We start from the raw sequence: 22,096 nt of genomic DNA on the forward strand, positions 1-22,096 counted from the left end.
AAAATTTGTAAATTTGCATCATTAATCTCAACGCTATGAGTAATCAAGAAAAATATCAAGAAGACGTAGATGTACTAACAGAAGAAACTCCATCACACGAGATTATTCTGTATAATGATGAAGTAAATACTTTTGACCATGTGATAAATACGCTTATTTATGCATGTGATCATGAGGAGAATCAAGCACATCAATGTGCGTTACTAGTGCATTACAAAGGAAAATGCTCTGTAAAGTCTGGTGAGTATAAAGATCTAGAGCCTCGATGCTCAAAACTTTTACAAGCAGGACTAAGTGCAGAAATTGTATAAAATCCAATACTTATAATTAATCACAATAACTATTGCGCTCTCGTGGCGCATTTGTTATTTTTGCGAGGCAAATTAAGCATCTTAAACGAAGATTATGAATCTACACGAATATCAAGGAAAAGAGATATTAAATAGTTTTGGCGTACGTATCCAGCGCGGTTATGTAGCACAGACTCCGGATGAGGCTGTTGCAGCTGCCGAAAGACTTACTGAGGAAACTGGTACTGGATGGCACGTTATTAAAGCGCAAGTTCACGCAGGTGGTCGTGGTAAAGGTGGTGGTGTAAAGCTAGCAAAGAGCCTAGATGAAGTAAGATCTATTGCAGATCAGATCATCGGGATGGATCTTGTTACTCCACAAACAAGTGCAGAAGGTAAAAGAGTTCACCAAGTGCTAGTTGCAGAAGATGTATACTACCCAGGTGACAGCGAGCCAGAAGAATATTATATGTCTGTACTACTTAACCGTGGTACTGGTCGCAATATGATTATGTATTCTACAGAAGGTGGAATGGATATTGAAACAGTAGCAGAGGAAACTCCGCACCTTATTTTTCATGAAGAAATTGATCCTGCAACAGGATTACTTCCTTTCCAAGCACGTAAAATTGCATTTAACTTAGGATTAAGTGGTGCTGCTTTTAAAGACATGACAAAATTTGTTGCTGCTCTTTATAAAGCATATACAGATTCTGATAGTTCACTTTTTGAAATCAACCCTGTTCTTAAAACAAGTGATGATAAAATTATGGCAGTAGATGCAAAGGTATCACTAGATGATAACGCATTATACCGTCGTAAGGAATATGCAGCAATGCGTGACAAGCGTGAAGAAAACCAAGTAGAGGTTGAAGCTGGTGAGAAAGGACTTAACTATGTAGATCTAGACGGAAACGTAGGATGTATGGTAAACGGTGCTGGACTTGCAATGGCAACTATGGACCTTATCAAGCAATCTGGTGGTGAGCCTGCAAACTTCCTTGATGTAGGAGGTACTGCAGATGCTGAGCGTGTAGAAGCTGCTTTCCAATTAATACTTAAGGATCCAGCTGTAAAGGCAATCTTAGTAAACATTTTTGGAGGTATTGTACGTTGTGACCGTGTGGCACAAGGTATTATTGATGCATACAAAAACATGGGAACTATCAACGTGCCTATCATTGTACGTTTACAAGGAACTAACGCAGATATCGCAAAGAAATTAATAGATGATTCTGGACTTGATGTTCAATCTGCTATTGAATTCCAAGAAGCTGCAGACAAAGTACAGGCTGTACTAGCTTAATACTTTTTAATACATAGATGCTACTTGTAGCATCCTTTAAATCCCACTTTCTTTAAAGTGGGATTTTTTTGTTTTACAAATGTCATTAGGTATTATAATCTATAGCTAGACATCTACCAAATAGGTCATTTTCTTAACATTGACTACTCCATACTTTCTTTAAGGATTCCAAAGCTATTATAATAAAATATCACTCCATATTTCACGTAATGCTTACTGTTGTTATCAATACATTATGAAATTGATAATCACGCTTTCGCGAAAGCGTTACCAGAACAAACCCCCTACGTTAACAACTCATAACCAGCATTAAACAACAGTTAAGCTTGACTAACTCCCATAGAAAAACGAGAAATAAGTCGTCTATTTGTACTGTAATAATTCATCAAAAACCTCGAATACATCGAGACAAAAAAGAAAATTATGAAAGCATTAAACGTATTATTGGTAGCCGCTTTACTTGCAGTAAACACTGCCTTTGCAACAGGAACAGAACCAACATCAGACAACAAAGAAAAAACAGTTACAGAGCAAGTAGCTGTACTTTTAAACAAGCCAGAATTTGAAGTTACTAAGGAGCTTGTTGCTCAAGTAACATTAATGGTAAACAACAAACATGAAGTTGTTGTATTAAGCGTAGATACTGACGAAGAGTATGTAGCAGATTTTATTAAGGCTCGTCTTAACTATGAAAAGCTAAGCACAAGAACCATAGGAGAGCAATTTACATTACCAGTACGCATCGTCCCAGGAGCTTAAGAAGCTTCACCTAATTTTGTAAAGCTGAGCGTTGCTCGGCTTTTTTTATGCCCTGTATTGATTGTGAGATTTTTATACCTCCACTATCTTTACAAGGTATGAAAAATCTTATCCTTTTAATTTTTCTGTGTTTCTCTACCCTAGGGTTTGGACAGAATAAATTCATTAGCCTATCTGATGACGCAACTATTAATCTAATCACCATAGGTCCTGGAGCTGTACTCAATGACGCTTTTGGGCACAATGCCATTCACGTACGTGATTATAAAAAAGGGTTAGATATCGTATTTAACTACGGCAAGTTCAACTTTAAAACTCCTAACTTCTATCTCAAGTTTGCAAGAGGAAAATTACTATATGAGGTCGGTGTAGATAAGTATGACGACTTTGAATATAGCTATAAGCTCCAGCAACGATGGATTGAGTCTCAAGAACTAGAGCTCACTCAAGGTCAAAAACAAGATGTCTTTGAATTTTTGGTGAATAATGCCAAAGAAGAAAACAAATATTACAAATATGATTTCTTCTACGATAATTGCTCTACGAGACCATTTGAGATCATTAAGAATGAAGCTAATGTGACAATGAGCTATGATCACCAGGAAGCTGGCATGACACACCGCGATCTCATACATGAATACGTGTCGTGGAATACTTGGGGAAGTATGGGGATTGATATCGCACTGGGGTCTGTAATTGATAGAATTGCCACTCCAGAAGAGTACTTGTTTTTACCACATGAGCTTATGTATGCTTTTCAAGAAGCTACGATAAATACACCTTTAGGAACACTACCACTCGTAAAAGAAGCCAAAACCGTATTCTCACCGCAAATCAAACATCGCTATAGTACTAATTTCTTACTAAGTCCATTGTTTATACTTGGAATTCTAGCAGGGCTTATCATCTACAAAACCTACAAAGATCATAAGAATGAAAATCCTCTAGGCTGGCTAGACACGAGTATTTTACTAATCACAGGGCTTATAGGAGTTGTAGTCTTTTTATTATGGTTTGGCACAGATCATAATGCTACGGCGTGGAATTATAATTTACTATGGGCCTTCCCATTTCATATACTGGCATCATTTGCAGTAAAAAAAGTACAACCGCCACAATGGGTATATCCTTATATGAAGTTGGCTGTAATTATGATGTCGCTTCTATTCTTTCACTGGATTATAGGAGTCCAGCGATTTGCATTATCTCTTTTACCGCTCCTTATGGCAATTACGATACGCTATGTATTTATACTTAGAAGAATTAAAGCCACAAGAACAAATGGTAATGAGGAGTAGTATTACTGTCCTCTGAAGTTGATGACCGTACTTATCGTTTTAAGTACTATACTCAAATCCATAAAGAGGTTGCGATGTTTGATATAATATAAGTCATACTGTAGCTTTTCTAGCGATCCTTCTTCGGAGCTGGCATAGCCACCCATAACTTGCGCCCACCCTGTAAGTCCTGGCTTTATGATATGTCGTGTCTCATAAAAAGGTATCTCTTTAGAGAGTTCCTTTACAAATATTGGGCGTTCCGGTCGTGGACCTATCACACTCATTTCCCCTAGAAAGACATTAATAAACTGCGGGATTTCATCTAGTCTACTCTTCCTTAAAAATTTACCAAATGAAGTAATACGCGTGTCATTTTTAGTAGACCATGCAGCACCATCTTTCTCTGCATTAACAATCATGGTGCGCAGCTTTATAATCTTGAATGTATTACCACCTTGGCCTATGCGTATTTGTGTATAAAATAGCGGACCTCGATTACCAATAAGATTACCCATAAAGACTATAGGTAGTAATACAATAAATGATAAAATCCCCAAGACAGACATGACCACATCAAAAATGCGATGAATGAGTTTATAGAATTTGTTTTGATTACTACGACTAAATGGAAAGTAACGGTAAAAATCTTTATCTACGTATTCCACAGGAACACGCTGCGTGATATCCTCATAAACCTGCATATACTCTCGTATGGGAAATCCTAATTTCAAGAGTGTTATAAGCTGATTATAGAGCTCAAGTGAAACGCCATCCTCATATGTACTTGCAACAATAATCTCTGAAATACCATTTTCTGAAATGGTTTCTTGGAGATCTTTAATAGGAAATCGTTTTGCCTCTGTTGAGATTACATCTGCAATAGACATAGGCTCTGTATTGATATAACCAGCTATTTTGTAATTAGGATCTGCTCCTTCTAGATTCTTAATAATCTTATGAATATTAAAGGAATCTCCTACTACGATTGCTTTTCTATAAAATCTTGGTGCGGAAATTATAGACACGTACAACCACCTCCACAAAGAAATACCTATAATCATTGCCAAGAAAAAGTACACTATCTGTAGTCTATTTTCTGGAAGAATGGGAGTATAAAAAGGAGTTAGCAAGTAGAATAACACAGTAACTGCTACGGTAAGAATCACATTCTTAAGCATGGTTTGAAACTTCACCGTCTTAGGTAAGAAATAAAGTTCAAACACCGTCCCAAAGATGGACAGATACCCCACAAGCACTATGATTGCCGTTGCGTTTTCCTTTCTGATTTTTACATAATCAAATTCTAAGAATAATTCTGTGAGATAGAGTGCTCCCAGAACAGATAAGATATCAAATATGCGCAGTAATACTTTACGCTCTGAGACATCAAAATGGATACTAGGTAAGAGGGACATTCGAGGTTGGTTGAGTACCGTAAATATATCACAAATTTAGCAGAGCACTTTATGCCATTGCTCTTTTACTACGCTCCAATCAAAGGATTCTACTTTTTGACGAGCATTCAACACTATTTCCTTTGTGCTAGCTGTGTTTTCAAGCAACTTACTTATCTTTTCTGAGAAAGCAGAAACATTCTCTGGAGCTGATAATAGACCATCTACGGTGTCATGAATAAGATATGGCATTCCACCTACATTTGTAGATACTACCGGTAATCCTAATGCCATTGCCTCTATCACACTCACAGGAGTATTATCAAAATTTGTGGTACTTATAAAAACATCATGGTCTTGCGCTAGAGACGTCCAATCCTCCTTGGATAATCTACCCGTAAAATGTACAGGGAGATTATGCTTCCTTACATAGGCCTCGCAAAGGGCTAAACTCCCATCCTTATCTGGCCCAACCATCGTTAGTGTAGCTTCAGGATACTGTTGATGTAATTTTTCAAGCACTTGAATCGCCATCAACGGATTATAAATTTCGGCAAATGATCTTACCCATAATAAGTTGAGTTTAAATACTGTTCGCTCTTTAAATGGGTACTTCTCTAATTCAATGGTGTTAGGAATGTAAGTGATATTTGAGAATTCCGCTTTCGCGAAAGCGTTATATAAATAGCCACTAGGAGCAACATTAATCTGTGCACTCCCAAAAAGCTGTTTGCAAATTTTTGCGTTGTTCTTGAGCCTATGTGGCAAATTACCACCGTGTAAAATTGGAATATATGGAATACTGAACGTTCTACATAAACTACCAATGATTACAGCATACCAAAAGTTGGATGTGCTATATGTATCTATGAGAACAAAGCTAATATTATTGCGAGAACGTAATAATGCACGCATCATACCGAACATGCGAAGTAACTTATCTGATATTGTTGACGTTACCTCAACATCATACCCTTCCTGCTTCAGCAATAAACTAAGCGTCTCAATAGTAGTAACCGTCTTCCCTTTACTGGATAACGCGTTGCCTACGTATAGGAGTCTTTTTCTTTTCATGAACAACGTTTAAAAGGGCAAGAGCATATATAAAAGCTGGCGCTGCAATACGCATTGATGAGTGGTTTATGGTCATAAACCAAAATCCTAGGGCCGAATAAAATAAGTAATTGCGTCTATTTTTAGAGCGATACACTAAAGGGTAAATAATAAGAATCCCTAGAATAATTAATCCTAAAATACCATGTTCAGATAATAATCTACTGACTTCGTTATGAGAAGCGGCAGATACACCTGTAGCAGCCTCTCTCAATTCTTTGGTCTTTCCTACACCGACTCCAGTAAGTGGATTCTCATAAAATGCAGAAAGTTCGGTTTCAAGTAATTCTCCACGCCCGGTGGTAATATCACTTTTCAATCTACCCGCTGCATCCCTATTACTATAACGCTTATCTATTAATCCTCTAGTTTGAAATGAACTATATGCAGCTGTAACTGCAAAAACACCTCCTAAAAGTATTAAATAAGTCATCATTCTCCTACGAGCAACACCTTTAGAACCACTAAAATATATTACTAAAAAAATAGCACTTACTGTGATTGCTGTAATCACTCCACCCCTTGAAAAGGTAATAATTCCTTTATATAATAAATATCCCGTAATTCCCAAATGAATAAAAAGAAGTAATTTATTTTTACTATGTACCACTAACTGTACCAATGCTGCAAACATTCCAAGGCCTAAAACTGTGGACACTTGGTTGGGTCCAAAGCCACCTGATGCTGCAAAGTTTGCTCCAGTACTGCTAAGGGTCTCACGTAAATCAGGTGTTCCCATTGTAATATAAACTGCCATACTAATTATTGGAAATAAAATCCACTTTATTAAATCTGAAAGTTGTCTATAAGTCAACTTACGATCAATACAATATAAGGATGAAAGACCTAAGCATATAGGTCCACTAAGATTAAAGAAAATAGAATTTCTAATATTTGACCCTAAGCTATAGTTCATAGTGGCAACTAAGATACTAGGAAATAACAGAAAAATATATAACCAATAAATTCCAGATTTACGACTAGTACCACTTAAGAAAAGCCCTATTAACATAAAAGCTATTACCGAATATTTACCTGCTTCGTACACAGGAACAGCCTGGTTCATTCTAAAGAAAACCTCAGCACCCGCCATATAGGCTGCTCCCATAAGAGCCTCATTATTCTTATTTCCAGTTCTAAATATTTGCACTAAAAAATAGAGAATGCTACCTGCAAAATAAACGAGTGCAAGCGACCTTACGAGATACACTAAAACTCCTATGATGATGTGAATCACCATAAAAGTTAAGTATCTAGATTGTTTGGATATATTCACAGCTCTAAGATATCAATCCTTTATAGATAGGCAACACCTTGTCCATAAAAGCCTTCTTACTATAATTTTTTAGTACGCTTTCGCGAAAGCGTAATCCAATCTGATCTCTTTCTTTTTGATCACAATGAAACAATTTTACTAGCTCCTTGCTTAGTTCTTCTCTTACATTATTAATCACTATACCGTTATTCCCTACAACCGCAGCACATTGTCCAACATTTGTAACTATAACAGGTAAACTACTGTTTCCATACTCTAACAACGAAACAGGTAAGCCTTCTGAAATAGATGCAAGTACACCTACGGTGCTTTGTTCTAAAATGTGCGCTATATCATTACAACTACCATAGAGATATACCTTACTTGTATGTTCATGCTCTCTAATAGCAGTGGTTATTTGCTCATAATAATCATCTTCAAAAGACTTTCCTACGAGATGTAACGTCCACTCTGGAAAATTGTCTTGTGTTTTTGAAAAAGCTTTAATGAGCTCTATATGATTTTTTTGTGGTCGTAAGTTTGCTAAGCAAATTACACGTTTACCTTCGACTCCTTTTAGGGTAGTAACTTTAAGTGTATCTCCAGAAAGTGATGCAAAGTTCTCTAAAAAATAAGTTTGCTTGACACATAATACTTCCCTAGACCATGTTGTAAGCTTCTCATTAACCGCTATTGTCACATCAATATATCTAGCAAGAATTTTGAGGAGTTTGCTATCACGTTTTTCCAACGCATCACTCATCCCATAGTGATCATGCCAAACAATCTTTATGCTACGCTTATTGATTTTGGCTAGTACTGCTAGCATTAGCGATGTAGAATGCGCGTGGATAATGGTAATCTGTTGCTTTTTTAACCATTTAAAAAATCGGCGAAAGGCGACTAGATCTAGCTTACCCTTCTTTCCAAGCATTAAGAAACTCACTTGAGAAGATAATTCTCTTTCTAAGGTACCTCCTCGTCGGGTTGCACACAGATAAGAGGTTATTCCCTCTTCATTAACGGCATTAGCTATATTTACAGCCATCCGTTCCGCCCCACCAGCATCCAATGTATCTATGAGTTGGAGCACTTTCATTGCAATAGCTTTTTGATTTCTTGAGCAAAGGTATCCATTGTGTATTGTCTAGACCACTCTGCGCCCTCTTTACTCATTTCTAAAAGAGCTTCTTTGTTAGTTAGTTGTTTTCCTAAATATTCAGCATCTATATGTTCTGGATCATGTATAAGTATCCCTCTCTTATCGTTTCCAATCATCCAAGGCACACATGATACACTCGAGACTATAGGCACTACACCCCAAAACATTGCCTCTGCGACAACCTTAGGCCATCCTTCACTTTTGGAGAGTAATATGAGAAGATCTGCATTTTTGTAGGCTTCTTTTACTACATGCCCAGGTTGGTTTCCTCGTATGACGATTTTATCTAAAATTCCATTTTCTTTTCGATACCACTTAATGTCTTCTACTATTGGACCATCGCCGTACATCTCAAGGGTAATATCTAATCCAGAGCTACGAAAAAAATTAACAAGCTGTACTGTTTCTAAAGGTCTTTTATTTAGTCCCATAGTGCCTACATACATGGCTCTTAGAGGTTGCTTAAAATCTCTATCTATGACGGCCTCCTTTTCATTATTGTAATAACTTGCGGTAAAAAAGGGTTTTATATTTTTAGTTTGGCCCTTACATTCGCCATAAACCAGCACTTTCATATTCCTAGTCAATGCGGTATTAGAAAGTATCCACTTTTGCATTTTATAAGCTAGCGGTTGTTTAGATGCAGGATCCCAATTCCCAGCATACTTAGCCGTTTTTCGCTTTCGCGGAAGCGTAACCTGTATTATACTGGCTAGCAAAGCAAGATTACCTGGACATCTTAGATGAATATGATCTGCTTTGCGCATGGTATTCCATAACACTATGGCTTGATATGGAATGGTTAGAAACGAGATTAATGCTGATAATACTGAATGAAACTCCAGTCTTCGTAATGATTGAACTTCAAAATCTTGTATTTGAAAAGCTTGAGTTAAAAGATTACGATCATATTTAGTCGGACATACAAAAGAAACATCACTAGCATGTTGCATCCATATATCCATTTCCTTCACATAAGGTGCGTACGCTTCTTTTTCCCCTGAATTACTTAAAATAGGTGCATCAGATATGATGAGTAATTTCATAAAATATAGTCTGCAGAATCGTTATCACTTACTTTTATAGCCGGCACACCTACTACCGTAGTTCCCGCAACAACGTCTTTAACTACAAGACTATTTGCTCCTATCACCGCTTTATCTCCTACCTTTAACTTGCCTGCTATTGTGGCATTTGCTCCTATATAAACTTGATTACCTATTACTGGAATACCACGATGATCGCCGCGACCACTTACACCTATGGTTACTCCTTGAGAGATGTTACAATTCTTACCTATGATAGCCTTTGCGTTGATAATGATACCAGAATGATGACCTATGTAAAATCCTTCTCCTATGGTTGCGCTATATGGAATGGTTATCCCTGTTAAGATTTCTATAGCTTTTAATTTGAGAACTCCTATAGCCAATAGTGGCCATTTTAATACTTTAGGCAGCTTAGATGTATAAATCCAATTAAAAAAACGATACTGTAACAATGCCCATAGCCCTTGCTGAGTCAACAACATTATTAAGGCCGACTTCCCGCTATAGTCCGTATATCTTTTGATGTCTTTTGAAAACTTCATTAATTAGGTTTATTAAAAGGCAAACTAAATATACCTACGGTTCTTCCCATTGCTTCTGTGAATGCTTCTTTACGTTCACTCGTAGTAAAGATATTCAGAAATCTAATACCAGTAAGCAATACGGTGATTTGATACCATTTGAGTTTGTTCCTAAATGATGGTTTGGGATGTTTTACTCGCCATACATACCAGCCATTGCGCACGACCATCTTACCGTAAGTGTATTTATTAGGTCTTCCTGCTGCATCGTGATGGTGTTCTAATTGTGCTGCTGTATTCACATACAAATCTCCTATATTAGATAATCGCAATGTAAAATCTGCATCCTCGTAGAGACCATAACCTTCAAAATATTCAGAAAACTTATGTTCTTTTAAAACAGCAAGAGGAAAACTAGAAACACCTCCCATTAACTGTTCTACTTTATAAATCTTACCAGAAGGTGGCAAAAAACTTATAGATCTACCATGACCAAATTCAGGATAAATAGCTGGTTGTGTAGTTTGTGCCAGCCCTAATTTTCTTCTTAGTTTGTAGCGACTGCTCTCCTTTCTCCTATAACCATCGTAATAATAATGGTTTAAATCCTCAACTTTTCCCTGTTCTGTCTTCTCCCAAGAAACTTCGTTTGTAATATAACCACCTACACCTACCGCTTTTGGATATTGAGCATAAGTAGAAACCAAGTTCTCAAAATAATCTGGATTTAAAATCGTGTCGTCATCAAGAAATGCAACTATATCTATTTCGTCATTGATTCTTGATATTCCATAATTACGTTGCTTCGTAAGCCCGCGACATTCTTGTGGCACTTTATGATAGCTTATAATGTTATTTCTGCTTTCGCGAAAGCGAGATCCCGTATCATCATCTGTAGAACCATCAATAATTAAAATCTCTTCAGGTACTTGAGTTTGCGCCATGACGGACTCCAACAATCTTGTTAAGGGATCTGGTCGCATGTAAGTGCAAATGATAAGGCTTAGTTTACACTGTTGCATCTTGAGCTAATTTTTGTGACCAGTACAGACTTTTACTCCATGCCTTTTTAAAATATTTATAATAAGCAATAGGATTGTTGATTGAGTAGTCTTTATAAAACTTGATAAACAAAGTGACTTTGTATCCTATCAACTGTTTTGGAGTATAATTCTTAGTACGATGATACATGATTTGTGGGGATGGCTTAGGTAAGACAGCATCTTCTTGCCATGGAAAAACATGTGGTTTTCTAAATCCTCCTACAGGAGCCTTTAAATGCAATAATTGAATTTGAGGCGCATATATCACGTCATATCCGGCATTACGTATTTGCATTCCATAATCTACATCTTCACCGTAACCATGCTCAAGTGCCATATCAAACTCACAACTCTCCGCTACTTCTCTATGTACGATAGAACATCCAGATCCAAATGCTGGCCATTGCAAGTAATTACTTTGCTTCTCTATTTCTCCTTTTTGCAAACAAGAAAAAGTCACACATTTTGCTTTGCTATCATTCATAAAATCTAAGATTCTAGTAGAAAAATCATTTTTAATACGCACGTCATCGTCAAATAACAAGATCCAGTTTGCACTACTCAAAGCTATTGCTCGATTACGAGCTCTACAGGCTCCGGTGATATGAGTGAACTCATGGACTATTTCAAAATCCCATTGTTCATCCTTGACAAAACCTAGATTGCTCGTTGCATGACCATCTGCATTTTGTTCAATAACTATAACTTTATTAGGCAGTGTTTTTTGATTATTTAAATCAAGTAAAACATCCATCAAATAACCAGCTCTTCCCATAGTAGGAATAATAACGTCATATTTAAAGTTTGCCTTAGCATGGATTTTTTTAAAGATTTGCAATTCATGTATATCAATTTTCAACAAAGATTTTTTAATGAAAATTGTTCTCATTAATGAAATTACAGGAAAGCGTTGCTCATACCATAAATGACAGAGAAGTAAAATGAATACCCATCTAGTTCTATAATGTTGTTTTACAAACTTATAAAGTTCGTACGTTTTAAACTCTTCATTTTGAATGGTTGTAGGTATTTGATAGTTCAAGACACCTCCAGTTTGCGATAGTTTACCTATCGAATTTAACCAGTATAAATAATTCTTTTCATTAGAATGACTAAGAACACTTTCATTGATAAGGTTGGCATGCATACAAACTATAGCTGTTCCTTTTAACCAAGTGGGATACGTGACCTTTTTATTAATATTTAAAAAAGGACTATCCTCTACATATCCTATGTCTGGATGTGAATTATTGTAATTGGAGAAAAAGTATGCCCGATGATTTATTTCAGGTAGTGCAGCTTTAAATGCATCAACATCTGCTGTTTTCTCATAAACCAACAAGTAATTATCAGGGTTTTCATGAGCGCATTTATAAATAGCCTCAATTATTGGCAGTCCGTTATAATTGCCCGTAATCGCAATACCTTTATGGTGTACAAGGGAAATCATAAGGAACAAATACTTTTATAATACGCTATATTTTGATGAACTGTTTTATTAATATCGAACTGCTCTTCTGTTTTTACTCTACCTGCTTCTCCTATTTTCTCTACCAATTCTTGATCATCAAATAAATTTTTAATGGTGTGAACATAGGCATTAAAATCATCTGGATGATGCATAAAACCATTAACACCATGATCAATTAAATCTCGTGCCCAACCTATATCAGTATTAACCACTGCCTTTTTTAATGCCATAGATTCTATGGTTACCATTCCCAGAGTTTCTGCAAGCGATGGAAATACACAAACATGTGCTTTCTTGATTTGCCCTTGTACTTCCTCATAAGGTATTTTACCCAAATAAGAAATTCGAGCAGCAGCTTTTACTGTCATTTTATCTTTCATTAATTCCCAAGTAGATATTGATCCTGTTTGGACATCACCACTATCTGCACCTATAAAAACCAAAGTACTCTTAGGTTCTATCTCTACCAATTTATTAAAGACTTCTATAAGCTGGAAAACGCCCTTTTTCCTTATCAAGGTTCCTATATTAAGAATGCGATACTTTTCATATGTCCCTGGATCCGCATTATTAAATTTCTCTAATTCTAGACCATAATGAATGATTTTCAATTTATCCTTAGGCAAGTTGAAGAGTTCCATACTTTTTTCACCCGCAAAAGTAGTTGGAGCTATAAAACCAATTGCTTTTTTGACTGCTTGTTTTTCAAAATAAGCATTCTTCTTCTTCTGTAAACGTCCTTCGATATGACAAAAATAAGTATCACTTCCGTGAAAACGTATCACCAACGGTTTCTTAAGCTTCATGAAAGCCGTGATTCCCGTCCAATCAGGAGCTTCTATAACATCTATAGTATCTGAATATCGGTTTAAATAACGACTAATATTTTTTCGGTATAGAAAAAAACCTCCATACCCATAACTCTTCTGTTTTATAACATGAAAAGTTATTCCATCCTCATCAAACACTTCATCTGTTTTTTGACCATAAACAAATAGGCTTACTTGATGTCCTTCAGCAACGATAGCCGTTACAAGATTCTTCATACTTGTCCCCATACCTCCAGAATTACCTAGTTTAGTATGCGGATACTCTGGAGTTATATAGGCTATATGCATTAGTCTAAAAGAATATCTTTAGTTAGAATACCAGTAAATACTTGAGCTCCATTAGCATTTAGATGTCCGCAATTTACACTCATACCTTCAACATTATCGAAAATGTCAATATAGTTATGCAAGCTAGGGTATTTAATTTGTAGTGAGGACATAAAATCATTTCTTGTCTTTGAACTATTACAATAAGGTGCTGCAAATAATATTGTGCTATCAGGATCTAAAGTGATGATTTCTTCTAGGACTAGGTTTGGATAATTTACAGAATCTGGAAAATGTCCACTAATTGCAGTACCCAGTCCTTCTAATGGAACAAATCCATTTTGTAAATCTACTTTTACACCTTTCTCAAAAAACTGTGACAAAGTTTCTCTAAACCCGATAGCCTTCTCATTTAAAGCGTAACGCACAAAAGGCATTTTACTATTTACTTCTTTTTGTAATTCTTCTTTCAGCAATTCAGGGAAATTATTTCTATTCACAAATGGTCCAATTTGAGCTAAGAAAAGAGGTGAGTAATTATCGAAATTATAACTATAATCTACTTGAACAAAAATCTTCTCATAAGTAACTCTATTATTCTTCAATAAATAAGCAAGCACCTTATAATCTTTTAATCTACCACCTTGAAGTCCTAGATTAATACACGACTTACCAGTTAGTTTTTCTATTTGATCACAATCTATATGATTTTCAACCCGAGAACTACCGAGAAAAATATAATCAATATGTGTGTTTGTTAAGTTTGCAACTAGCTGTACTTTGTTACGAGGCTTATCATTAACATACACAGTAGAATAAAGCAAATCAAGTGTAAATGCTATCACTAAAACTAGAGCCACAATAATTATAATGTATGTAAAAAAACGTTTCATTAATGTTGTAAATGGACAGTGTTACTTTGAATACTTGATAATCGGCATTAGAATAAAATTCTTGTAGCCCTCTCCTATTACTAAAATAACCTTTTAAGTTAAGTGTAATTCAGGGATTCTAGCACTTTAAACATCACCTCAAAAGAACTTCTTTGACAAGTATTTTTGTAAACTCCTTAGCGCCTTGGGAGTTAAGGTGACCGCAGTTTGCATAAAAATGTTCCCGCTCATCAAATATATCAATGAAGTTATTTAATTGAGGATACCTTCCCATTAAATCTCCCATAAATTTATCTCTGTTTATTGTATTCTTACAGTAAGGAGCAGTAAACAGTATAACCTTCTCGCTCAGGTCTACTAGACTATCTAAGTTATTATTGCTTGTTGATATGATATTTGGAAATTTGCCACTTATTTTAGTACCAACACCTTCTAAAGGATTGAAACCATTTTTGAGATCAACCCTTGATTCTTTACCAGCATATTGCAATATAACCTCTCTTAATCCGGCGAGTTTATCATTATATGCATACCTAGCAAATGGCATTTTGTAACTTACTGGCAAGTCTAGATCTTCTTTCAAACCCTTTGGAAATCCATTTTTATTAACGTAAGGAACAATGCTTGCAATAAACGATGGAGAATAATTATGATAGTTAAAGATGTAATCCACTTGCATTAATATTTTCTCATAAGTAACGTTATTTGATTCTAGTAGCTCAGCTAATGCTTTACCATCATTAATCCTTGATCCTTGTAAGCCCAAGTTAAGGCAAGACTTACCCGTTAACTCTTTGACCAAATCACAATCTATATGATTATCAACCCTTGAACTTCCTAAGAAAATAAAATCAATATGAGTATTAGAAAGATTTGCTGTAAGCTGGACTTTATTACGAGGATGATCATTATCAAAAGCATAGGTGTAACATATATCAAGAACATAGCTTATGCTGATGATCAAGATTAAAATGATTGCTATATGCCTAACAAATTTTTTCATTAAAACTGAAAATAAATAAAGTCGTTATGGTTAGAATAAACACCAAGTGTGAGCAACATTATGATAACCGCGGTAAGCTTCACCCATTTAAATCTTCCTTGAAATGGATGTTCTTGAGTTCTATTAAACCATTCTATACCTATTAAAATACCTAAAATCAATATCATCTCTACATTATATCGCTCTATGTTTAAGTACTCTAATGTAAAGGTCATATTTGTAAAAATCCTTTCAACATAAGCAAACGCAGTACTTACAGAACTTGCTCTAAAAAATATCCAAGCAAAACAGGCAAGTATAAAAGTAAACAGCATTTGACCTAGTTCTTTGATATTGGGTAGCAATCGATTTGCAGCAACTTGATCTAAGTTCTTGCGATTAACGTTGAATAGCAAAACTGGTATGAAAAATAAGGCATGAAGTGCTCCCCAAAAGATGAACGTCCAATTTGCCCCGTGCCAGAATCCGCTAACAATGAAAATGATTAATACATTGCGAAGTTGGTTAGACTTGGATCCTCTTGAACCTCCTAAGGGGATATAAAGATAATCTCGGAACCAAGTAGATAAAGAAATATGCCATCTCCTCCAAAACTCGGCAATATCTCTTGAGAAGTACGGATAATTAAAATTACGCATAAGGTCAAAACCTAATAACCGCGCTGAACCAATTGCAATGTTTGAATACCCCGCAAAATCTCCGTAAATCTGAAAAGCAAAGTAAAAAGCTCCCAGTAAAAGACTAAGGGAATTCATACTCTCGTAGTTGTCAAATATTGCATTCACATAAGGAGCACAACTATCAGCAATTACCACTTTTTGAAACAGACCCCAGATAATAAGATTAATACCTGAGATTGCTTTTTCCTCATCAAAAGTTCGCTTCTCTGCAAACTGCGGAAGTAGGTTAGATGCCCTTTCTATAGGACCCGCCACGAGCTGTGGAAAAAATGCTACATACGCAGCAAAATTTATAAAATCAGGAGTTGCTGTTAGCTTCTTACGATATACATCTATCGTATAACTTAACGTTTGAAATGTATAAAATGAAATCCCCACAGGTAAGATAATTCGTAAGGTACTAGTGTGCAATGTTATGCCTATTGCATCAAAAGCTTCTACCCAACTATCAACAAAGAAATTATAGTATTTAAAAAAGCCTAGCAACCCTAAATTCACAGCTAAAGAGATGCCGAGAAGTAGCTTTCTATTTTTCTTAGAATCACTATTTTGGATTTTTAATCCTACCATATAATCTACAAGTGTGCTGAAGGCTATAAGCGCAAGAAACCTCCAATCCCACCATCCATAAAACACATAGCTTACTAAGAGAATAAAAAAGTTTTGCCCCTTCAGACTTTTTTTGAGGCCAAACCAATAGACTACAAAGACTAATGGCAGAAAGACGAGATATTCTAATGAATTAAAAAGCATTTACTCTAAGATTTGATGTATCCCCTCCCAAATACGCTCACTAGCTTTCTCAGGTTGTTCTGGTTTATTTACAATCCCAAACCATCTTTTTGTAATAGGCACTGGGTTAAGACTACCATTAAGTAAGCCTTTAATTCCATCATAAATATCTTCTTTATTCATTGCCCAAGTGACACTTGTATCATAATCTGGCATAGATCGAAAATGTACATATTTATAGTTCTGTCCTATATCACGTATTCCCTTTTTAAGTTGTGGCTGCTCATAGTTTGGATAGATTGTAGGCCTATCGTGAGCCACAAAATCAAACACCATACTCGAGCATATATTTACAACCAGCTCGCAGTGGTGACAGGTATTTACTAATAAAGCAAAATCTTCTTTGGTAGGCATCACTTGATTCCATTGTGAGCCCATTGGTTTCCACAAAGGGTTTATAGGTATAATGACATCCTTATAAGTAGCCAATACCTCATCATATCTACCAGAAAAGTCAATAGGTACTTTTCTATATATAATGGCTACATCTTCACCTTCTTCTCTCAATTTTCGCACAGCAATTGCCGTGTCTTCTAGATAATATTGATCTAGTGGTGACGTGGTTTGATCGTCCCCAGAGAAGCAAATGTATCGTGTCTCTTCACTAAGATTGTGCTCTAGACAAAATTGCTCTCGGGAAAGCAAAATACTACTATCATAATGTGGTTCAAATTGTGGTGTTCCTGTAACAAATATCTGCTCTTCTCTGGTTTTTGGGTAGTACTGTAAGAGCTGCCCTTTCATAAGGTCAGACCATACAAAGTAATAATCTGTCTCTACCGTGGTCATTCCCTTAGGCAGGTTGTCCCAACTATATATCCAGCACGCCGTTTTGATTCCAAGATCCTGCGCCGCGAGCAAAGGTGCAATGGCCTGTGTAGCTCGCTGTGTGGTACAAAAAACAATGTCTGGACGGTGTTCTTTTAGTTGTGCTTTAAGCTCCTGGTAGCGAACAGTAGATCGTTCGGCAGCTTGCATTTGGTTCATTATTCGTTGCCATCCCTTTGGTGTGGCACTAAACGTTTCGTGATACTTTACAAAAGCACTTTTTAAGGCTTTCTTTATACTATTCCACTGCAATGGAAAACGATAGGTAGGATAGACATTATCTTTTTCACGCTTTCGCGAAAGCGCTAGTTCTACCCTCTTTCTTGCGTGACTAAGTGTAGGTGTTTTGGGGTGAATCTTTGTGTTCTCAATCTTCACTTCTTTATAACCCAATTCCTTTTCTAACGAAAATATGGTGTTATTCCAGTAAGTGATGTCAAATCCTTGGGCCTCTCCTACTTCTTTGAACTTAGTAAAAGCAAAGTTGCGTAGACCTACGCCGTCTGGAAAAAGAATGAAAACTTTATTTTTTTTAATCATATTTCATATACAGCTACTTACTGTAATAAGGTTTCTCTTTGCTCTAGCCTTTTGTCGTTTCGACCTAAGGAGAAATCGCATTATCAAGCTCACGTAAAAAGATCAAATACACTGCTTACTCTTCTCTGCTTACTCTGATGAGATTTCTAGTTTTAAATAGTAATCAAAATCAACTATTAGTTCTTTTCAATCTCCATTGTTACTTTTTTTCATTGCCAAAAAAAGTAACCAAAAAAGTCTAGGCTCAATTAAGCTTTGCTAAAAATATCCCTCGTTGCGGCGCAAAATAAAGGAGCAATTGTCTTACCTAATATATTGAGTATTTGTGAAATATTAAATTTCATAATACTCATGCTAGCCCTATTTTACTTATCCCTCCACTCACATCATTTTTTACACAAAACTTACTTAGGCCATTCATAAACTATCATTTCGACGAAAGGAGAAATCACATTATCAAGCTCACGCAAAAAGCTCAAAATACATCGCTTACTCTGATGAGATTTCTCGTCGCTTCGCTCTGTCGAAATGACTGCATCAATTTTTAGTAAGCAATCGCATAAAAGACTAGCGCTTTCCCCTATTATCTTCTAAGCCTTTCTATACTTTAACTTATCTCGCTGTACTTGCTCGATAGGCAAAATATCTGTTGCTTTATAATCTAATGCTTGATATACCGCTTTTAAATCTCTAGAAAGCTTCCTCATTCCTGCTGGTTCCAGTGATGCACTGTGATCTGTACCTTTCCAAGTACGATCTAGTGTATAGTGGCGTTCTACAATGTTTGCCCCAAGTGTATAGGCAGCAACATCTACTGCAATACCTAGATGGTGACCAGAAAACCCGATGTGCTTTACACGATCGCCATACTTCTCTATAAGTGTTTTAATATCCAGCAAACATACATCTGGAAATGGCACTGGATATCCAGATGTACAGTTATAAAGCACTAAGTCTTTACCTCTGTTATGCTTTTCAAAAAACTGTACTAGCTCCTCGATCTCATCTCTAGTAGTCATCCCAGTAGAGCAGTGAATCTCTCCTTTGTAATTCTCGCATAACCACCCTAGCATTTCGTAATGGTTATTACAAGCACTAGGTATTTTTATAAACTCTGGATGAAGGCCTGCTATTTCCTTTGCACTCGTTGTATCCCAAACCGAAGTTGCATAGGTAATGTCTAACTCCTCACAATACTTTTTAAGTTCTGCGTGCTGATTCACATCAAATTCTAGAAACTCTCTATGCGCTCCATAAGAGTCTCCATAAGAATTTACAGGATTAGGATGTGGTGCTTCATATTGTTCTTTGGTAAGAAGTTCTATGTTGTGTCGCTTCTGGAATTTTACGGCATCTACATTACAGAAGATAGCCGCTACTTTAATCATTTCCTTTGCGATTTCCATATCGCCTTTATGGTTTCCGCCTATTTCTGCTATTGTATAAGGCGTTTTGTAATTACTCATATCGGTTGTTATATTTTATAATAAAGTCACAGGCCTCGCGTATCGCTCCTTCTGCGCTATTGTTTTGTAATATGATATCTGCGTGGTTCTTGATAGGCATCGTCGCATTTGCAGGTGTAAGTGACCATCCTGCTGCACAAATGTTTGCAAGATCATTCACATCATCACCTATATATGCTATTTCAGAAAAATCAATCCCACGATCTGTAGCAATTCTAGAAAGTAGACTATACTTGTCTTTCACTCCTGAAAACACGTCTTTAATTTTTAATTTCTTCATTCGGCTGGCAACTATTTGAGAATCTTCAGACGTCATCACCATTACCTCAACATTATATTGTCTCAAAATCTCAAGTCCCATTCCATCGCGCATATCAAACTTTTTCATCAGTTCGCCCTCTGCACCATAATAGATACAGCCATCTGTAAACACGCCATCCACATCAAGTATAAGATGTGTAATTCGGTTACTTTGCTTTTTCGTTTTTAAACGAGCGGCTAGCAATTCCTCCACGATTTTCCAGTCGGTCAGCGTGTCTATCTCTGTAAGACTATCCTCTGGCATGTGTACCGTAGCTATTTTACCGCTAATTCTGTTTCCGCTTTCGCGAAAAGCGTCACGCGTGGTCACATAGCAAGCTCCATTCTCAATAAGTAACCCATCAAAATCTTGCCTACGCGGTCGGCTGAAGACATCATAATTTTGAGGAGTTCCATCTGCATTCCAAGTGAATCGGTGAGTATTTACCACCGTAAGAGCCGAATCATTATCTGTACCTGACGCTACTGCATCTAGGCACGCATTTATATCTTGAGAAGTGGTAAAAGGTGATGTTGCTTGGAGTAAACAAAGCACATCAAAATCTTCTTTTAAACCTGCTACAAACTCCTGCATCCCCATTTCTGTAGAAGCAGTATCTGTTGCACTCTCGTCGCTACGTTGTACGGCTTTTACTTTATCTGTCCAGTGATATTCTTTTTCTACAAAAGCGATGATATCCTCATCGTCCGTATAAATATAGATAGTATCAAGACGTGAAGCAATCGCTTCACCTAAGACCCAGCAGAATAGTGGGCGACCGAGAAGTTTCTTTTTGTTTTTACCTGGAATGCCTTTTGAGCCTTTACGCAGGGGTATAAAACCGATGCTTTTCATTGTGGTTGGGTTGTAGTTAAAGCTTTAACACCGCCTTAACTATTTATCCGTTAAAAGTATGCATTTTTAGGTTAAAATACTTTAAGAATAGAGCTTTTCATGAGGATATCAGAACTACTTAATGAGGTTCATATGGTAAGAAAATCACTTTTAGAAGTTTAAGCTTTTATAATAACACAAATTCTAGAATAAAAGTGAATACTCAACACTTCTCCTCTTAGGTGGTCTAATTGATAAATTATTTTGTTGAAGAATAAATCCATTTCTTCTCGAGTATTATCCAAATTTTCTTCACCATTATATTTCATTCCCGGCCAAGTTTCCTTAACGTTATTATCAGTCTGTAATTTCGAGTAGCTACAGCCTAAATCTTCTATTATGTAAAGTCCACCTGATTTCAATCTATTATAAAATAGATACTCAAAAGATTTAATTATCATATGATTTACGTGAGCCCCATCATCCAAAATCACATCAAACTCACTACAATCATTGAAAGATTTTTTGAGAAAGTCTACATCTATTTGACTTCCGATAGCTATTTCAATATCCTTAGTCGCAAAATCACTACACCTAGGATCAATATCCAACCCTTTTATTCGTCCATTTTTAAAATACTTATCCCAAGTTCTGAGACTATAACCTTCTTTTACCCCTATCTCTAAAAAGGAGATTTCCTTATTCCTAATGGTTTCAAAGTATTTCTCATAGATATTCATATAATTCATCCCCTTAAAAGAGTGAGCTTCGTCAACTTTGTCTGTTCCATAAAATTGGCCCAACTCAGTCAGGGATGAGTTTTGAGTATTTCCAAACGCAACTTTCAAAAGAGTTTTTGGCGTTTTAAGAGTTTTAGATTTTTTTCTTAACCTAGCTGATTTTTCAGCTCCTAGAATCTTCTTTATAATTTTTTTCACGCTTTTTAATTCTTTAGAAATGTCTATTTATTAAAATTTAGTTTATCTCTCCTTAATTTTTCTAAAAAGAGGTGTATGATA

The 22,096-nt window shown here is 36.2% G+C and carries 20 protein-coding genes; 4 read left to right on the forward strand and 16 right to left on the reverse strand.

Features of this window, described 5'->3' with window-relative positions; all coding sequences use genetic code 11:
- The first annotated feature begins 35 nt into the window (after positions 1–35).
- The 4 genes from JM84_RS12860 (at position 36) to JM84_RS12875 (ending at position 3,653) form a co-directional block, all read left to right on the forward strand.
- Entirely contained in the window at positions 36–311 is a 276-nt protein-coding gene (locus JM84_RS12860) for an ATP-dependent Clp protease adaptor ClpS (RefSeq protein ID WP_013751571.1), read from the forward strand.
- Positions 312–405: 94 nt separating this feature from the next.
- A complete protein-coding gene (sucC, locus tag JM84_RS12865) occupies positions 406–1,596 on the forward strand; it encodes an ADP-forming succinate--CoA ligase subunit beta (protein ID WP_013751570.1) in 1,191 nt (396 codons plus the stop codon).
- A 423-nt stretch (positions 1,597–2,019) separates the two neighbouring features.
- Entirely contained in the window at positions 2,020–2,355 is a 336-nt protein-coding gene (locus JM84_RS12870) for a hypothetical protein (protein WP_013751569.1), read from the forward strand.
- A 98-nt stretch (positions 2,356–2,453) separates the two neighbouring features.
- On the forward strand, positions 2,454–3,653 hold the full coding sequence (locus tag JM84_RS12875; protein ID WP_041295894.1) for a DUF4105 domain-containing protein: 1,200 nt from the start codon (positions 2,454–2,456) through the stop codon (positions 3,651–3,653).
- A gap of 2 nt (positions 3,654–3,655) precedes the next feature.
- Here JM84_RS12875 and JM84_RS12880 read toward each other — a convergent pair whose 3' ends face one another.
- From JM84_RS12880 to JM84_RS12955, 16 genes are all read right to left on the reverse strand, one after another.
- Positions 3,656–5,050: a sugar transferase gene (locus tag JM84_RS12880; protein WP_013751567.1), complete on the reverse strand. Its 1,395-nt coding sequence runs from the start codon at positions 5,048–5,050 to the stop codon at positions 3,656–3,658.
- A 36-nt stretch (positions 5,051–5,086) separates the two neighbouring features.
- Positions 5,087–6,103 (reverse strand): glycosyltransferase family 4 protein, encoded by a 1,017-nt coding sequence (locus tag JM84_RS12885; RefSeq protein WP_013751566.1) that lies wholly within the window; start codon positions 6,101–6,103, stop codon positions 5,087–5,089.
- On the reverse strand, positions 6,057–7,418 hold the full coding sequence (locus tag JM84_RS12890) for an O-antigen ligase family protein (RefSeq protein ID WP_237699364.1): 1,362 nt from the start codon (positions 7,416–7,418) through the stop codon (positions 6,057–6,059). Before JM84_RS12890 ends, JM84_RS12885 begins: the two co-directional genes overlap by 47 nt.
- A gap of 4 nt (positions 7,419–7,422) precedes the next feature.
- On the reverse strand, positions 7,423–8,496 hold the full coding sequence (locus tag JM84_RS12895; protein ID WP_013751564.1) for a glycosyltransferase: 1,074 nt from the start codon (positions 8,494–8,496) through the stop codon (positions 7,423–7,425).
- Positions 8,493–9,605, reverse strand: coding sequence for a glycosyltransferase family 4 protein (locus JM84_RS12900; RefSeq protein ID WP_013751563.1), 1,113 nt, complete (start codon positions 9,603–9,605; stop codon positions 8,493–8,495). Before JM84_RS12900 ends, JM84_RS12895 begins: the two co-directional genes overlap by 4 nt.
- On the reverse strand, positions 9,602–10,150 hold the full coding sequence (locus tag JM84_RS12905; RefSeq protein ID WP_013751562.1) for a serine O-acetyltransferase: 549 nt from the start codon (positions 10,148–10,150) through the stop codon (positions 9,602–9,604). The genes JM84_RS12900 and JM84_RS12905 overlap by 4 nt, the downstream gene beginning before the upstream one ends.
- Positions 10,150–11,151, reverse strand: coding sequence for a glycosyltransferase family 2 protein (locus JM84_RS12910; protein ID WP_013751561.1), 1,002 nt, complete (start codon positions 11,149–11,151; stop codon positions 10,150–10,152). Before JM84_RS12910 ends, JM84_RS12905 begins: the two co-directional genes overlap by 1 nt.
- Positions 11,138–12,622 (reverse strand): glycosyltransferase family 2 protein, encoded by a 1,485-nt coding sequence (locus JM84_RS12915; protein WP_013751560.1) that lies wholly within the window; start codon positions 12,620–12,622, stop codon positions 11,138–11,140. Before JM84_RS12915 ends, JM84_RS12910 begins: the two co-directional genes overlap by 14 nt.
- Positions 12,619–13,761 carry a glycosyltransferase family 4 protein gene (locus JM84_RS12920; RefSeq protein ID WP_013751559.1) on the reverse strand — a complete coding sequence of 381 codons (1,143 nt, stop codon included), beginning with the start codon at positions 13,759–13,761 and terminating at the stop codon, positions 12,619–12,621. The genes JM84_RS12915 and JM84_RS12920 overlap by 4 nt, the downstream gene beginning before the upstream one ends.
- Positions 13,761–14,633, reverse strand: a complete 873-nt coding sequence (locus JM84_RS12925) for a hypothetical protein (protein ID WP_013751558.1) — start codon at positions 14,631–14,633, stop codon at positions 13,761–13,763. Before JM84_RS12925 ends, JM84_RS12920 begins: the two co-directional genes overlap by 1 nt.
- A gap of 133 nt (positions 14,634–14,766) precedes the next feature.
- Entirely contained in the window at positions 14,767–15,636 is an 870-nt protein-coding gene (locus tag JM84_RS12930; RefSeq protein WP_013751557.1) for a hypothetical protein, read from the reverse strand.
- Positions 15,636–17,069 (reverse strand): MBOAT family O-acyltransferase, encoded by a 1,434-nt coding sequence (locus tag JM84_RS12935; RefSeq protein ID WP_013751556.1) that lies wholly within the window; start codon positions 17,067–17,069, stop codon positions 15,636–15,638. The genes JM84_RS12930 and JM84_RS12935 overlap by 1 nt, the downstream gene beginning before the upstream one ends.
- Positions 17,070–18,476 carry a UDP-glycosyltransferase gene (locus JM84_RS12940; protein ID WP_013751555.1) on the reverse strand — a complete coding sequence of 469 codons (1,407 nt, stop codon included), beginning with the start codon at positions 18,474–18,476 and terminating at the stop codon, positions 17,070–17,072. It lies immediately after the preceding gene.
- A gap of 590 nt (positions 18,477–19,066) precedes the next feature.
- Positions 19,067–19,942: an N-acetylneuraminate synthase family protein gene (locus JM84_RS12945; protein WP_013751554.1), complete on the reverse strand. Its 876-nt coding sequence runs from the start codon at positions 19,940–19,942 to the stop codon at positions 19,067–19,069.
- On the reverse strand, positions 19,935–21,098 hold the full coding sequence (locus tag JM84_RS12950) for an acylneuraminate cytidylyltransferase (protein ID WP_144784670.1): 1,164 nt from the start codon (positions 21,096–21,098) through the stop codon (positions 19,935–19,937). The genes JM84_RS12945 and JM84_RS12950 overlap by 8 nt, the downstream gene beginning before the upstream one ends.
- A gap of 158 nt (positions 21,099–21,256) precedes the next feature.
- Positions 21,257–22,015, reverse strand: coding sequence for a hypothetical protein (locus JM84_RS12955; protein ID WP_013751552.1), 759 nt, complete (start codon positions 22,013–22,015; stop codon positions 21,257–21,259).
- Positions 22,016–22,096 lie beyond the last annotated feature (81 nt).

Origin of the sequence: Dokdonia sp. Hel_I_63 (genome assembly GCF_007827285.1) — a bacterium.
Taxonomy (GTDB): Bacteria; Bacteroidota; Bacteroidia; order Flavobacteriales; family Flavobacteriaceae; genus Dokdonia.

Excerpts from the sequence above, each read along its gene's own strand:
- JM84_RS12860 (WP_013751571.1), top strand. The coding sequence starts at position 36 with ATGAGTAATCAAGAAAAATATCAAGAAGACGTAGATGTACTAACAGAA.
- sucC (WP_013751570.1), top strand. The coding sequence starts at position 406 with ATGAATCTACACGAATATCAAGGAAAAGAGATATTAAATAGTTTTGGC.
- JM84_RS12870 (WP_013751569.1), top strand. The coding sequence starts at position 2,020 with ATGAAAGCATTAAACGTATTATTGGTAGCCGCTTTACTTGCAGTAAAC.
- JM84_RS12875 (WP_041295894.1), top strand. The coding sequence starts at position 2,454 with ATGAAAAATCTTATCCTTTTAATTTTTCTGTGTTTCTCTACCCTAGGG.
- JM84_RS12880 (WP_013751567.1), bottom strand. The coding sequence starts at position 5,050 with ATGTCCCTCTTACCTAGTATCCATTTTGATGTCTCAGAGCGTAAAGTA.
- JM84_RS12885 (WP_013751566.1), bottom strand. The coding sequence starts at position 6,103 with ATGAAAAGAAAAAGACTCCTATACGTAGGCAACGCGTTATCCAGTAAA.
- JM84_RS12895 (WP_013751564.1), bottom strand. The coding sequence starts at position 8,496 with ATGAAAGTGCTCCAACTCATAGATACATTGGATGCTGGTGGGGCGGAA.
- JM84_RS12900 (WP_013751563.1), bottom strand. The coding sequence starts at position 9,605 with ATGAAATTACTCATCATATCTGATGCACCTATTTTAAGTAATTCAGGG.
- JM84_RS12905 (WP_013751562.1), bottom strand. The coding sequence starts at position 10,150 with ATGAAGTTTTCAAAAGACATCAAAAGATATACGGACTATAGCGGGAAG.
- JM84_RS12910 (WP_013751561.1), bottom strand. The coding sequence starts at position 11,151 with ATGCAACAGTGTAAACTAAGCCTTATCATTTGCACTTACATGCGACCA.
- JM84_RS12915 (WP_013751560.1), bottom strand. The coding sequence starts at position 12,622 with ATGATTTCCCTTGTACACCATAAAGGTATTGCGATTACGGGCAATTAT.
- JM84_RS12920 (WP_013751559.1), bottom strand. The coding sequence starts at position 13,761 with ATGCATATAGCCTATATAACTCCAGAGTATCCGCATACTAAACTAGGT.
- JM84_RS12925 (WP_013751558.1), bottom strand. The coding sequence starts at position 14,633 with ATGAAACGTTTTTTTACATACATTATAATTATTGTGGCTCTAGTTTTA.
- JM84_RS12930 (WP_013751557.1), bottom strand. The coding sequence starts at position 15,636 with ATGAAAAAATTTGTTAGGCATATAGCAATCATTTTAATCTTGATCATC.
- JM84_RS12935 (WP_013751556.1), bottom strand. The coding sequence starts at position 17,069 with ATGCTTTTTAATTCATTAGAATATCTCGTCTTTCTGCCATTAGTCTTT.
- JM84_RS12940 (WP_013751555.1), bottom strand. The coding sequence starts at position 18,476 with ATGATTAAAAAAAATAAAGTTTTCATTCTTTTTCCAGACGGCGTAGGT.
- JM84_RS12945 (WP_013751554.1), bottom strand. The coding sequence starts at position 19,942 with ATGAGTAATTACAAAACGCCTTATACAATAGCAGAAATAGGCGGAAAC.
- JM84_RS12950 (WP_144784670.1), bottom strand. The coding sequence starts at position 21,098 with ATGAAAAGCATCGGTTTTATACCCCTGCGTAAAGGCTCAAAAGGCATT.